Origin of the sequence: Shewanella algidipiscicola, assembly GCF_900380485.1 — a bacterium.
GTDB classification, from domain to species: Bacteria; Pseudomonadota; Gammaproteobacteria; order Enterobacterales; family Shewanellaceae; genus Shewanella; species Shewanella algidipiscicola.
On sequence record NZ_OXJV01000001.1, the window covers coordinates 1292511 to 1308488 of the forward strand.

At 47.2% G+C, this 15978-nt stretch carries 7 protein-coding genes; 5 read left to right on the forward strand and 2 right to left on the reverse strand.

Annotated elements, in window-relative coordinates:
• Window positions 1-4 precede the first annotated feature (4 nt).
• The 5 genes from DN599_RS05780 to DN599_RS05800 all read left to right on the forward strand — a co-directional run bounded on the left by DN599_RS05780 (window position 5) and on the right by DN599_RS05800 (window position 11467).
• Window positions 5-3265 carry an efflux RND transporter permease subunit gene (locus tag DN599_RS05780; RefSeq protein WP_110456647.1) on the forward strand — a complete coding sequence of 1087 codons (3261 nt, stop codon included), beginning with the start codon at window positions 5-7 and terminating at the stop codon, window positions 3263-3265.
• Window positions 3262-6327, forward strand: coding sequence for an efflux RND transporter permease subunit (locus tag DN599_RS05785; RefSeq protein ID WP_110456648.1), 3066 nt, complete (start codon window positions 3262-3264; stop codon window positions 6325-6327). Before DN599_RS05780 ends, DN599_RS05785 begins: the two co-directional genes overlap by 4 nt.
• Window positions 6328-6502: 175 nt before the next feature.
• A complete protein-coding gene (locus DN599_RS05790) occupies window positions 6503-7870 on the forward strand; it encodes a sigma-54 dependent transcriptional regulator (protein ID WP_239473223.1) in 1368 nt (455 codons plus the stop codon).
• 39 nt (window positions 7871-7909) lie between these two features.
• A complete protein-coding gene (locus DN599_RS05795; RefSeq protein WP_110456649.1) occupies window positions 7910-8695 on the forward strand; it encodes a DsbA family protein in 786 nt (261 codons plus the stop codon).
• Between the two features lie 486 nt (window positions 8696-9181).
• Window positions 9182-11467, forward strand: coding sequence for a hypothetical protein (locus DN599_RS05800; RefSeq protein ID WP_110456650.1), 2286 nt, complete (start codon window positions 9182-9184; stop codon window positions 11465-11467).
• 71 nt (window positions 11468-11538) lie between these two features.
• Here the strand turns inward: DN599_RS05800 and DN599_RS05805 are convergent, their stop codons facing one another.
• Window positions 11539-14589 carry an Ig-like domain-containing protein gene (locus DN599_RS05805; protein ID WP_110456651.1) on the reverse strand — a complete coding sequence of 1017 codons (3051 nt, stop codon included), beginning with the start codon at window positions 14587-14589 and terminating at the stop codon, window positions 11539-11541.
• Between the two features lie 577 nt (window positions 14590-15166).
• Window positions 15167-15883 carry a BUD32 family EKC/KEOPS complex subunit gene (locus DN599_RS05810; protein WP_110456652.1) on the reverse strand — a complete coding sequence of 239 codons (717 nt, stop codon included), beginning with the start codon at window positions 15881-15883 and terminating at the stop codon, window positions 15167-15169.
• Window positions 15884-15978 lie beyond the last annotated feature (95 nt).

Sequence of the window (15978 nt, forward strand, 5' to 3'; positions counted from 1 at the left end):
GCTTATGTCAATAATTACTACATCAGTCAAGCGTCCTATCTCGGTATGGATGTTCATGTTGGCGGTTTTGTTATTTGGTATGGTGGGCTTTTCTCGCCTTGCGGTAAAACTGCTGCCAGACTTGAGTTACCCGACCATCACTATTCGCACGCAATATATCGGCGCTGCGCCCGTTGAAGTTGAGCAGTTAGTCTCTAAACCCATCGAAGAGGCCGCTGGCATTGTCAAAGGGCTGCGTAAAATCAGCTCAATTTCACGCTCTGGTATGTCAGATGTGGTGCTTGAGTTTGAATGGGGCACCGACATGGATATGGCCAGTCTCGATGTGCGTGAAAAACTCGACACCATCGCATTGCCACTCGATGTGAATAAACCCCTATTACTACGCTTTAACCCTAATCTCGACCCTATTGTACGTCTAGCCTTATCGCAACCAGAGGCTACGCCCATTGAACTCAAACAACTGCGCACTTTTGCCGAAGAGGAGCTTAAACGCCAGCTTGAGGCATTAAGTGGCGTCGCGGCGGTTAGGCTATCAGGCGGCCTAGAGCAAGAGGTTCATATTCAATTAAACCAACAAAAGTTAAACCAACTTAATCTTAACGCCGACACCATACGTGAGCGCATAGCCTCTGAAAACATTAACTTATCTGCTGGTAAGGTGGTACAAGGCGAGAAAGAATATCTGGTACGCACCCTAAATCAATTTGACTCCTTGCAAGATCTCGGGCAGATCATCATCTACCGTGATAACAGCACATTGGTGCGACTGTCAGATATCGCCGACATTATCGACAGCCACAAAGAGCGCAGTGACATCACCCGCATCGGCTCGCAAGAATCTATCGAGCTGGCTATCTATAAAGAAGGTGATGCCAATACGGTCGCGGTAGCGCGCAACATCAAAGCTGAACTGGAAAAGCTCAATAAGCTCAGCGAAAAAACTCAGCTGCAAGTCATTTACGATCAATCTGAATTTATCGAAAGCGCGGTCAGTGAAGTCACCATGGCTGCACTACTGGGCAGCCTATTGTCTATGTTAGTGATCTATCTGTTTTTACGCGATATTCTGCCCACATTGATAATCTCCATCTCTATTCCCTTCTCGGTTATCGCCACCTTTAACATGATGTATTTTGCCGACATCAGCCTCAATATCATGTCGCTTGGTGGTATTGCCTTGGCGGTAGGCTTACTGGTTGATAACGCGATTGTGGTACTAGAGAACATCGACCGTTGTAAAAAGCTTGGCATGAGTAAACTCGACGCGGCCGTCACTGGCACCAAAGAGGTCGCAGGCGCCATTTTTGCCTCGACCCTAACCACCTTGGCAGTATTTGTGCCCTTGGTTTTTGTCGACGGGGTCGCTGGGGCGCTGTTTTCAGATCAGGCATTAACTGTCACTTTTGCCCTGCTCGCCTCATTATTGGTGGCATTAACCACCATCCCTATGCTTGCTTCGCGTAAGGGCTTTAGCGCCCTGCCACAACTATTACCCCAGGCTAAAAAGCCGCTGCCAGACACTAAGATGGCGAAAGTAAAACATTACACTACCACAGTATTTTCGCTGCCATTTGTACTGCTATTTAGCTATTTACCCTCGCTAATATTGACCTTAGGCTTAATGCTCACTCGGGTACTTGCGTGGTTAGTCGGCCTTATTATGCGCCCCATCAGTCAGTTATTTAATCGCGGTTATCAGTTATTAGAGCAGGCGTATCATGGTTTGCTCCCTTTTGCGCTCAAGCAGAGCAGGCTTACCGTCGTTATTGCCATGGTCATGACTGCGGGCACCATGAGTTTAGTGCCTCGTTTAGGCATGGAACTTATTCCGGTGATGGATCAAGGCGAATTCTACCTAGAGATCGAGTTACCCCCAGGGACACAGGTGAGTGAAACCGACAAGGTGCTGCAAACCCTCGCCTTGGCGATTAAAGACCGCAGTGATGTTAAGCACACTTATAGTCAAGCCGGTAGCGGTGGCTTAATGACATCCGACACCTCTCGCGGCGGCGAAAACTGGGGCCGATTACAGGTGGTTTTAGCCGATCACCATGCCTTTATTGCAGTCAGTCAAGCGCTAAGAAGCGCCGCCATGCGCATTCCAGCGCTCAACGCTACTATCGAGCACCCTCAATTGTTTAGCTTTAAAACACCGCTGGAAATCGAAGTGATTGGCTACGATTTAGCCCAGTTAAAACACACGGCCGATAACCTAGTTAATACCCTATCTGAGTCAGCGCGTTTTGCCGACCTTAACACCAGCCTACGCGATGGCCAACCCGAACTGAGTATTCGCTTCGATCATGCTCGGCTTGCCGCCTTAGGGATGGATGCCCCAACGGTTGCTAACCGCATCGCCCAGCGCATTGGCGGCACTATCGCCAGCCAATACACAGTGCGAGATCGTAAAATTGATATCTTGGTGCGCAGCCATATTGAAGAGCGTAACCAGATAAGCGATATCGATTCGATGATAATCAACCCCAACAGCGCCCAGCCCATTCCACTGAGCGCTGTGGCAGAGGTGTCACTAAACTTAGGACCATCAGCGATTAATCGCATCAGTCAGCAACGTGTAACCATTGTTTCGGCAAACTTGGCTTTTGGTGACTTAAGTGAGGCGGTAGCTGAAGCCAAGGTACTCATACGCCAGCAAACCATACCAAGCACCATACAGATCCGCTTTGGCGGCCAAAATGAAGAGATGGAACACTCATTCATGTCACTGCAAATCGCCTTAGTGCTGGCCATATTTTTGGTCTACCTAGTGATGGCCAGTCAATTTGAATCCCTTATCCATCCGCTACTTATCTTAATTGCCGTGCCCATGGCTGTCGGCGGCAGTGTATTGGGCTTATACATTACACAAACCCACTTAAGCGTGGTGGTGTTTATTGGCCTAATCATGCTGGCCGGCATAGTAGTCAACAACGCCATCGTCTTGGTGGATAGAATTAATCAACTGCGCCAGCAAGGCATAGAAAAAGCGCAGGCGATAGAACAAGCGGCCAAGTCCCGTTTGCGCCCTATTATCATGACCACCATGACCACCGCGCTGGGGCTTGCTCCGATGGCATTAGGGCTGGGTGATGGTAGTGAAGTGCGTGCGCCTATGGCGATAACCGTCATCTTTGGTTTGAGCCTTGCCACCCTATTAACCTTGGTGGTGATCCCAGCCCTTTACTCACTCTTTGACCGTAAGCAGTTTCAGCTAGAACCTGAGCCTGCATCAGCTGCGCCAGCCATGGGAGAGGCACAATGAATATCACCCGCTTAGCGATTGCGCGTCCCGTGACCACCAGCATGTTTTTTGTCGCCATTTTACTGTTTGGCCTTGCCTCCAGCCGACTGTTACCGCTAGAGATGTTTCCCGGTATCGATATTCCTCAGGTATTGATAGAGGTGCCCTATAAGGGCTCAACTCCCACCGAAGTAGAGCGCGAAATCACCAATATTTTAGAGCAATCATTGGCGACCATGGGCGGGATTGAGGAGTTAAGATCGCGCTCATCACAAAATGGCGCCGAAATTGAACTGCGGATGAAATGGGGCGAGAACGTCGCCACGAAAAGCCTAGAAGCCCGAGAAAAGGTCGATGCCGTGCGCCACCTATTGCCCCAAGATGTTGAGCGGGTGTTTATCAGGCAGTTTTCCACCGCCGATATGCCACTGCTGACGGTGCGGATCTCAAGTGACCGTGCATTGTCTGGCGCCTTTGACCTGCTCGATAAGCAGTTAAAAAGGCCCTTGGAGCGGGTCGAGGGGGTATCGCAAGTGACCCTGTATGGCGTGGAGCAAAAACAGATAGAGATAAGGCTCGATGCCGATAAGCTCACAGCCAGCAACCTATCCCTTGACGCATTACAAGCGCGGCTGCGCCAAGCGAACTTTATTGTCAGCGCTGGCACAATACGCGCCAATGATAAGGTGTATCAGATTTCGCCTAAAGGCGAGTTTCGTGGCTTAGATGAGATCCAGGCCTTAGTCTTAGCACCGGGCATCACCTTAGGCGATATTGCCAGCGTGCGTTACGCCCTGCCCGAACGGCTCGATGGCCGCCATCTGGACCAAAATTATGCCGTAGGGTTAGATGTGTTTAAGGAGTCGGGGGCTAACTTAGTCGATGTCTCTGAGCGCGTACTCAAGGTAATTGACGCGGCCAAACAAGATCCCCAATTTCAAGGGATCAAGCTGTTTATCATGGAAGATCAAGCTTATGGGGTAAAGTCGTCATTGTCAGATCTGCTGCTGGCAGGCTTAATGGGCGCCCTGCTCTCCTTTGCTGTGCTGTACCTGTTTCTGCGGGATCTCAAAATGACCTTGGTGGTGGTCTCCTCGGTGCCTATCTCACTGTGTATGACGTTAGCCGGCATGTACTTTTTAGGTTACAGCTTAAATATTTTATCCATGATGGGCTTACTGCTGGCCGTCGGCATGCTGATTGATAATGCCGTGGTCGTGACAGAAAGCGTATTACAGGAAAAACAACACGCCAATAACACCAGTGCAGAACAAGCGGTACAAAATGGCGTGAACAAGGTGGCTTTAGCGGTGCTGGCTGGCACGCTCACCACCGCCATTGTATTTTTACCCAATATTTTTGGGGTCAAAGTGCAGTTGACCATCTTCCTTGAACATGTGGCTGTGGCCATTTGTATCTCATTGGCCGCATCACTGCTGGTCGCGAAAACCTTAATCCCCTTGATGCTTAGTAAACTGCACTTCAAGGTAAATAGCACGCCAACATCCAGCACATTACAAGCCTATTATGAGCAAAGCCTTGACTGGATCTTACGCCGGCCAAAACGTGCTGGCGTCTTTGCGCTGCTTATATTGGCTTCCACCGCACTGCCCCTGAGCCAAGTGAAACAAGATCAATCTGACGGTGAAGGCAATAATCGCCTTTATATTAATTATCAAGTCGATGGGCGTCATAGTTTAGCCGTCACCGAAGCGATGATAAACCGTATGGAGGACTATCTCTACGCCAACAAAGAGGCGTTTTATATCGATTCAGTTTACAGCTACTACGCGGCCGATCGCGGTCAATCCACGTTATTACTGCAAGAAGATATGGATATCGATATCAAGGCACTTAAACGCCAAATTCGTGATGGCTTTCCTAAGTTCTCGATCGCTACGCCGCAATTTGGCTGGGGCGATGAAAATAGCGGCATACGTGTCACCTTAACAGGCCGCTCAACATCAGATTTAATCAAGATCAGCGAACAAGTGGTCCCCTTATTAAGCAACATCAAAGGGCTAACGGATGTCCATTCTGAGCTTAATGGCACTCAGCAAGAGGTTGTGATCCAGCTTAACCGTACTTTAGCGGCGAGGCTCGGGCTAAGCTTGACTGAGCTGGCGCAAAACGTATCTCTCGCACTGCGCGGCGTGCCTCTGCGCTCATTTCGACACGATCCCAACGGTGAGCTGCATATCGAACTTGCCTATGAAAAGCAGTGGCAAACCTCACTTGAAAAACTCAAGCAATTGCCCATAGTACGTATCGACAATCGCGTTTATCCGCTGCAAAGCCTTGCCGACATCAGCATTAAGCCGCGCTTCGATACAATCCGCCATTACGGGCGACTCACGGCATTATCAATTGGCGCTAATCTTGACGACATCACCACCGAAGAGGCGCAGCAAGCCATCTTAGATGTGATGCAGGCGGTGTCATTCCCTCCTGGATACGGTTACTCACTGCGCGGCGGATTTGAGCGCCAAGATGAAGACCAAGCAATTATGGCCACCAACATGATATTGGCGGTGGCGATGATCTACATAGTCATGGCGGCGCTGTTTGAGTCCTTGCTGCTGCCCACAGCCATTATCACCTCGATCTTGTTTTCCATCACTGGCGTGTTTTGGGCACTGCTAATAACCGATACGCCTATGGATATTATGTCTATGATTGGCATATTGATTTTAATGGGGATCGTGGTCAATAACGGCATCGTTTTGGTGGATCAAATTAATCAGCAAACACCGCAATTATCACAGCTGCCTGACACCATACACAAGGTGTGTATTACCCGTCTTCGTCCTGTGTTGATGACGGTGGCAACGACTGTACTCGGTTTAATCCCCTTGGCGATGGGTGACACCCAACTCGGTGGCGGTGGCCCTGCTTACGCGCCGATGGCCATTGCCATCATAGGCGGCTTAAGTTTTTCCACCATCACTAGCCTCTATCTGGTGCCGCTGTGTTATCAAGCGCTATATCGCCTGCGCCACCAAGCCGGCATCAAACTCACTACGGCACAGCAGCGCGCACAGCGTTTGACTCCTTGGTGTAAAACGGATGCAGATCTTAAATGATTTATATCCCCTGAATCACCTTAATTAACCAAGCTAACATGCCGCCGTCTCCATTTTATGTGATCTGTTATAGAATGCTGACGGTCGGGGAGTGACTTGCACTATGGAGAAGGTTTCCTAGACTTAATGATATCTATCACTCTGCACCATCACCAAATTCCATATAGGAATTATTGTGACTCATATAAGCAAAAATATCACCGAAGGCAATCGTACACTTTTGGTGTTAAACCTTACGAATAAAGACCACTTTTGTGACAAGCCCTTGAGCGATAATCAGTGGCATATCATGCATGCCAACTCGCTTGAGTGCGCCTTTAAATTACTTCAAGAACACGCCTGTTATGTCGCAATAGCGCTCATTTCGACAGCCTCTGTCATTAAAGTGACCCATGCTATTGAACGACTTCAGAGCCAGTTTGAGCAACTATTATGGGTAGCCCTGTGTACCGATGATAAATGCATCACCAACCGACTCACATTTTGTTTAACTGATTTTTTCATTGATTATCACCATTTTCCCATCGATTGGGAAAAGTTGCAGCACACATTAGGTCATGCCTACGGGGTTGCGATAATGAACACGCGCCATCAGCACTGCACTGCGGATAAGTCATTGAACTTGCTGCTTGGCGATTCAGCCGCCATCTGCAACTTAAAAGCACAAATAACCAAAATTGCCGCTGCGGACGAACCCATACTGTTGAGTGGTGAAACTGGCACGGGTAAAGGCTTGTGTGCCAATTTAATTCACAACCTCTCTCGACGTCACCTTGGCCCTTTCGTCGTTGTTAACTGTGGTGCCCTACCCGCAAGCTTGATCCACTCCGAACTATTCGGTCATGAGAAGGGGGCGTTTACTGGTGCCGATAAGCAATATATTGGCCGCATTGAACGAGCCAATAGCGGCACTCTCTTCTTAGATGAAATCGGCGACTTATCGTTAGATTTACAAATTAATTTATTACACTTCCTAGAAGATCATTATATTGAGCGCCTCGGGGGTAACAAGAAAATTGACATTGATTGCCGCATCATTTTTGCCAGTCATATTAATTTAGAAACCGCCGTCGATGAAGGGCGTTTCAGAGAGGATTTATATTATAGAATCAATATTCTTCATATTGAGATCCCCAGCCTCAGAGATCATTGCGAAGATATTAATCTATTGTCTAATGCCTATTTACAAAAATTCTCACCACCGAGAACCCATTACCGCCTCACCAGTAAAGCACGCCAAGTGATGGAGCAATATGAGTGGCCTGGTAATGTGCGCGAATTAAAAAATCGTATCCATCGCGCGGTGATCATGGCCAATAGTGAACACCTAAGCGAAATCGATCTGGGCCTAACATCGAGTAAATGCCCAACAACCAATCAAGATGTTATCGATCTAGCTCAGCATCGTACCGATATCGATACCGAGTTATTGCTCGATGCCATTAAACGCAACAATCACAATATTTCAGCGGCAGCGCGAGAACTCAATATTTCCCGCACAACTTTTTATCGGCTCATCAAAAAGTGCAAGATAAAACTCTGACGCTCAACTACAACATCCGTCAGACTGAGGAGTCTTACTATGTTTAAACCATCACTGAAAGTCATTCCCCTCGTGCTGAGCACTCTGCTGCTTGTCGCCTGTCAAAAAGAGACCCCGCCTCAACCAGATGAGCTCACCATGCTTAAGCAAGAGCTAGGGCAACTCAAACAGGATATTCGCATGATGGCAAGTAAAGTGAACGATATTCACCGTGTTGCCATGGCATCGACCACGCCTCAATATAAAACCTTGCCGACTCAAGATAATATTGATGACAATGGTCAGCTACCAACACTGGGCGATGATGATGCAAAAATGGCGATTATTGAATTTTCAGACTACCAATGTCCTTACTGCAAACGTTATATTGATCAAACGTTTCCCCTCCTAAAAACTCAATATATCGACACCGGAAAGCTGAAATATATCGCACGTGATTTTCCGCTAAATTTTCATCCTAAAGCCAAAGGAGCCGCGATGACCGCCAACTGTAGTTTGCAACAAAATGCCTATTGGCCGATGCGTGACTTGCTGTTTAATAACATCCGATCGCTAGGTGACAAACTCTATCAAGACAGTGCCAGCGAATTATCGCTCGACATTAAACAATTTACCGAGTGTCTATCGGCACCGGGCACGTTAACGAAAATAGAGCAAGATGTCGCCTACGGCTCATCATTAGGCATTCGTGGCACACCCAGTTTCTTAGTCGGTAATATAGAGAATAACCGCATCATCAATCCTAAATTAATTGTGGGAGCACAAAACTATCAGACCTTTAATACGATTATTGAAGCGCTACAGTCACCAAGCAGTGACCAGTGAAGAAATTAATCCTTATCATAAAAGCCCCCAAAATGCAGCCCCGACACCATCTGCAACCCAGGCGGCCATGGGTCAGGCGCTGTTACAATCGTTGTTAACTAAAGCGAACAGCTAGACCCGCTACCATTCAATAAAAACCACTATATAACAAAAGCGTAAATACTACCCTGTCACATCCTCTTCTCGCTAGCCTCTTAGTGTTACTGAAAAGTAACACTTTCATCGAACCTCATCGTCCCCAAAAAAATAAAGCAGCTTATTATCAAAAGCTTACCTTATGGCCTGATGCTTGCTTTAGATAAAGCACTGCGTTGTTCAGCCAAGCACTTAGGCTCTGTCGCTGCGCTGGCACGATAAAGTGTGCCCAAGATAGCAGTCACGAATATCAACGCTATGCATCAACACGATAGCCGGTATATGGCTCATGAAACGCATTAAGTAAGCACGCTCGTTTTATCCATATTCACTGATATGAAGGTAAATATTATGAAACGTTTTAAATGTAATCGACTTATCAAGGCGCTCGGTATCTGCTTAGTCAGCAGCACCATCTTATATGGCGCTGCCCACACAGCTGCCAACGCATCCTTTTTTCCACAACAGATGAATGCGGCCTGTATGGCCGAACAAGCTGGATTTGGGCTCAATTGTACTGCTAACGACGTTAGGGTCAGTAAAGTGGATAACATCACTAATATTGATAACCCTGGCGAAGCTGTACAATGTGTGCTCGGTGAAGAAGTCACCTTCCTTGCCGATGTCACCATTACCACAACGGCCAATGAAAGGTATGACTATTCCGTTTATCTTCCAGAAGGTAATTGGAGCGCACAAGATAGCAACCCAAATAACGAATGTTCTATCTTACTGGGTCGTACCGATGGTCCCGGCGTTGACCTTGAGGAAGGGTTAGATAGCTGCGCCGATATCAGTAAGGCACGTGGCTTCTCGCCCACTCACTTATATGAACAGGAGGAGATCACCCTATTTTGTCGTGATGACGATAACTCAGGCAAAGCCGAGTTTAATTATTGTGCCGCTTGGCATAATAAAACGGGCGCCGATTGTAGTGAAAATGATCCAGCCGCACCTGGTACACCTTCTAAGTGTCGCTGTGATGCATTCGATATTGATGTCTTTATTCGCCCCAATCCTCCTCAAGTGATAAAAACCCTTGTCGGTACCAATACCCATACCGAACCGGGCGGCCTCTATACCTTTACGGTTAATTTCACTAATCCAAATGCACAAACATCCATTTTTATCACCTCGCTCAGCGATGAAATAGATACTGCTGCCGATGGCAGTTATGAAACCTCTATCGATTTATGGGGAGCAACTGTGCCAGTCGGCGCAGCTGATGGTATTTATCTCACAAACACTAACTGTGCGCAGCCCGCCGATATCGGTAATGGCCCCGGTGAGGTCTTACCCAGTGCATCCTACAGCTGTCAATTCAGTGTACATATCGTTGACTCTGATCTACCCGACGATCAACAACCAGAATTGTATAATGACTTAGTCAAACTGGCCTTAATTGACCGTAATGGCGATCCAGTTGTTGATGGTAATTCTTGCGCAGCCGTCAGTGGTATCGATGGCGAACACTGTAGTGACACGCGGCAGGTTAACGTAACTAACTTACCACCAAGCATCACGGTCTTGAAAACAGCGAGCCCAGATCAAGTACCAGAGTCGGGCGGCAATGTCACTTATACCGTGGATGTCACTAATACCTCTGATGCTTGGGATTCTCCATTATTGCTTAGCTCACTAATGGATAATAAATTTGGTAATTTAGATGGCCAAGGTGACTGTGCTATTAACGGCTATATCGCACAAGGCGGCACTTATAGTTGTAGCTTTAGTCAATTTATCAGTGGCAGCCAAGCGGGCTCACACACCAATATTGTGACCGCTAAAGCTCTCGACAATGAAAATGATCAAGCCAGCAATGCGGATTCAGAAACCGTGGTCATTAACGATGTTCCTTCGATGATCGATCTCCAAAAAACCGCAGATCCTATCGAAGTACTCGAAACGGGTGACGATCCGAGTGTCTCACGTTCGGTTGACTACACTTTCCTATTCAGTGTGGATGCGGCTGGTGTCGATACTGTGACCTTTAGCAGTTTAACCGATGACATGTTTGGTAATATTACCGCTGAATGTATGGTTGATACCGTCGATGGCGCACCTATTGCACCTACGCCACTCAATGGCTTTATGCTCGACCCTAACCATAATGCAAGTTGTACCATTGCGAAATCGCTCACCGGTAATGCAAGCGATGTGCATGTCAATGTGGCAACAATTAATGGTGTCGATGACGATGGTCAAGCCGTATCAGATTTCGACGATGCGACAGTGACCTTCTTACCAAGCCAACCAGCTACCGATATGAAGTTCGCTGCCAGTCTACTCGTGGTATTAGAGCTACATAATGCGGGCATTGAAAATGTGAACCTAACATTGATGACAGTCGGTGGGGCTAACGTATTTACAGAAGATGATACGGCCAGCTTCATGTTAATCAATGACGGCGGAATGCACGACAGCATAAGCTACCCAGCTTGCAATGAGGGGCAAGAGCTGACTTATAATGGTTCGCCCAATGATACCTATAGTTGTGCCTTTACTATCGAGTTAAAACCAGGATTAGAAAATACCGATCCGATTACTTTCCTCGATGACGTTATCGTCAGTGTTGCTGATGATGAAGGTAATGTTTCAACCAATGATGTGGCTATTGAAGTGAACACTATCGAATAACCCTGCCATTACCTACCATGACTGAAGTAGCCGAGGCCTTGCCTCGTGCTACTTCTGCTATCAGGGCATCTCTATTTTTTACCCTGACCTTTATTTCCACCATTACCACCCGAACTGCTTAATGAAAGTATCACTCTAGCCGTTGCCGTGGTGTCACCATCAGAAATGGTATAGCTAAAGCTATCGCTACTCTTAAAACTCTTTGCTGGTACATAGCGAACTTGGCCAGCGGAGGTTATCTCAACACTCCCTTTAGCCCCTTGAGTCACAGAGACTATTACCAGTTCATTTTCTGCGTCACTATCATTGGCCAACACATCGATAAGCACCGCATTTTTCGATGTCATGCTGACCTTATCATCGACAGCGATGGGGGCCGAATTCGCTACTGGCTTGACGGTATACTGGGTGCTATAACTTGCAACGTAACGACCGTCTTGGCTATTACTCGCAGTCAGTAACACCTCATAAGCGCCTGACTCACTGTTAAGATCTGAGGTCACTACAATATTAGCTTGGCTGGTTTGTCCCGGGGCTAAAAGTAACTGGTTCTGACTACTGTGCCACCCTGATGACAATTGGGCTGACAGGTCAAACGAACTACTGTCGCAAGCTTCGGTATCTTTATTGGTCACGCTAATGCCATAGCTTACCTGTGTCCCTGCTACGACCTCAGTGTCATTAGCACTGATCAGCGTCAGGATAGGGGCTGCACGCTCACATACCGCCACTGGAGAAGCTACCGTATAGGTCGCGCTGTCTGTCACACGATAAAGCGGTTCATCGACATGTTGGGCGCTAATGTCAAAATCATAAATACCGGCACTCGCCTCTGGCAGTGAAGTAACATAGATACTCACATCGCGCTGCTCACCGGGCGACAAACTGATCCTCTGATGATTGGCGGTCCACCCCGTTGGAACATTGGCCGCTATCTCATAATCACTTGCGCTACACGCATTATTGTCTCGATTGATAAGCGTCCCCCGATACACGACTTGAGTTCCTGCCATTAATGGTTCACTACTATCGAGCGTTAAGATAAAACTCGGCGCGGCTAACACACAGGCCAATTCTGGCTCTTCAACCACATAACTTACCTTAGATACCTGACTATATTGAGTGTTAGCGACATTTGTGGCACTAATAGCAATATCATAAAATCCTTCACTTGCTGATGTTGCAGAAGTCACACTGACAGAAGTTGCAGCGCTTTCACCTGGCGCGAGATACAAGCTTTGATCTTGCGATAACCAACCGCTAGGTACATTGGCACTAATAGCAAAGCTGGCATCGCCACAGCCGACACTATCATTATTTGTGATATTCACTCGATAATCGACCTTACTACCTGCCTCAACCCATGGACTTTCATTGGGGGTGATACTGAGGCTCGGAGCCGATTGAATACAACTTTGCCCAGCGTAACTCACGTTAACTGACACACCGCTTTTATCCGCCCATTCCGTAGTGATCGTCACTCCGGCAGCCGCATCGGTATAACTTTGCCCCACGATTAAGGCAGCATCATCGAGATCCCTCAATCCACTTTTAGGTGTCATGTCCAGCAACAAGCTACTTTCAATATCCTCATCGCTTTGATTCAAATGCAGTAGCACACCTTGCGTCACAGCTTTACCGGCGAGGAAACTATCAAAACCCGTACCTTGACGATATTCTAAGTAATACCATAAGGGCTCACCTGTTTGCGCGTCGCTGCCACGGCGAACTTTGAGCCCCTTTGCTTGACCGTCGAGCGCACTGCCATAAGGCGATAATAGATAATTGCCATCATCATCGGCACTGATTACATCGCCCTGCTCCGGCGTTAACCACCCTAAACGTTCTTTGTTAAATAGATTAAAGTGTCCCTCAGATTTGCCCATGATATCCAGCGTGTCACCATAAGTGATCGCGACACAAGCATCGCTCAGATAACCATCGCCACAACTAAGCTCCTTAGCATGCTTTAAGCCCAAGTTGTGCCCTAGCTCATGGCCGATAGTGAGCAGGTTCAATTCGCCATTAATCCAAGCACGAGAAGGATTCCCCCCAAGTGTACCTTGACCTCGCCAACCGCAACTGCTGTTTTGAGGAAGCAGATAGACCAAACGTTGATATTGACTTAAATCAATACCATCATCAGTAGCCAATTGTTGCGCATAACGGTCCATGCCAAAGTAGTCACAATTGGTGTCTAGCGGTAAGGTGTAATACCCCCTCACATCACCGCTAAGCCATGTCTGACCATAAGAGGCTTCTTGGTAATAATCATTGACTCGACCAAATACCATCTGTTGAACATCTTCTTTGCTCCAGGGCTGTAAATTAGGGCTATCTTGAAAATTCAACATCAGCACCAGTACTTTCTGCTCACCCAAGGTGTTATTGACGCTCGTGCTTTTGCTGAGGGGCTCGTCGGTATTACTGACGTCCTCTGTGGCTGCCAGTGTAAAAATACTCTCTTGACTATCATCTAACACTAACGTGCCGAGTTGATCTGACTCTGACTGATGATTAAATAACCAGCCATCTGCTTTAACAGTCATACCCGATTGTAATTGCGTAGTATCAATGCTCTGCGGCAGGTGTAATTGAATACGCCCTGTTTTGGTCATTAATTCGTAGCGTAGACGGTGTGAAGCACTATCAGCATAATCCTGATATACGATGAATAACTGCCCCTGCAATTGCTTTTTTTGCGCTAACAGGCTTAATACGTCATCTGGCATCGCCGCTCGTTTACTCATAGGTACAGTGCTACGTACCGCAGCCATGGGATCCAACTTTAGTAACGCTTGCTGTGCTAATTGACGCTGCGCGGCCAGTGCTTTAATTGAGTTGAGTGTGCGACGTTTTTCTACTTTTGAGTCGCGACCATAGTGATCCATCAAACGGGTTAACTTAAGGGTCTGTTGCTCAACTTGCCGCTGATGTAAGAAGCGTTGTGCATTACCGACAGTGACATCTATATTATAGTTATCGGCTTCACGAGGAACCGCCATGGCCACATCGATAACCAATGTAGACGTTAAGAGCAGTAGAGACAGGGTTAATGCCAGATTTCGGCGACATGACACAGCAAACAATGTATGCATCATGGTCAAAGTAGTGATATTCAATTACATTCCCTAAAAACAAAATAAAACTAATCCAACACCGAAAATAAACGGGGCAGATGAGTTAAATGGTGAGATCGAGTTTACTCACACCATCATAGGGGCAACCCTTGATATATACTGGCGTTGAGAGCAAAACAGCCGGCATACTAGCAAAGCGAGTGGTGATATTTCAACCAAATAAAGATGTTTTTTTGAACTAACAAATATACTTTTTATGAATTAGTATCGGAATCAAAGTCAAAGCAAAAAATAAAATAATCTGTTGTCACGAAATAGCCATACGATAGGCAAAGCCCGGTGGCAACAATAACAAAACAACCTGCTATAGGTGATAACCCAAAATACGTTGCCGCAACATTCAAGGGCGATGACATCATCTCGATAAGGCGAGGCAACATCATCAGTATTGCCGTATGAGCCGTTAGTCACATGAGGTGCTCACCAAGCCGTCATATGCCGCGAAACATTGTAATCCTGACAGCGCCTTGGCGAGGTGACACCCGCTGACAATAGGGTTTTACAGCCAGTGTGATAAACAAACGGTAGATAAAGCAGATGGGATCGGTATGGCTTGATATTAGCGGCGACGAAAGGCTTTAAGCACCCAGTACATTGGCTTAAGATCCTTGCCACCTTTATAACGAAATGGCCATAAAAGTTGGCCTAGCCATTGCCAAGGCGACAGACGTTTTTGCGCATAACGCCAGCACGTTTCGCCGCCGCATTGCCGGTAATAGGCTAGTGCCGGATCAATCAGCTGATGATCGGCGCCTAAATAACGATACAGACTATGGATATACACAAGTAGATCACGTACCTGCTGGCGCGCCATATTTTTATCTTGCTGGTTGGCTTCAAAATCGATAAAGGTGATCTGGCCATCTTGCCAACATATATCACGCAGTGCTGGGCGCCCATGGGCAAAACCGGCTTGATGCAATTGGGCTAAACCTTTAGCACTGTCTTTTAAAATCTGTAACTTTTGTTGTGGGTCATCACTATCGGCCAACAGACCGTTGACAGGCATACCGGCATCGGCGACCACGAAATAATCATCGCCAAAGCTGACCAATTCTGGCACTGGTGCGCCTTTCGCAGCTAAGCTTTGCAGTGCGCTAATTTCAAGTTGAAACGACTGTAACGGTTGTGATTTTAACCATCGCATGGCGCCAGTTAACCGCTCAGGTTGCTTCAACCAGTAAGTCTGGCCTTCAAAATTGAAACTGACCACCCGCTTACCCTTATTGTCGGCTAACACTTTATCGATAACAGCTTGTATAGCAGGTTTAGTCACACGTTGAACTCCGATTAGGCTGAGGGGGGATTATGGGCAGTCGATTAGAGAAAATCAATATATCGCCGTTTAGCTGCTGTAACTATAGGCAATGG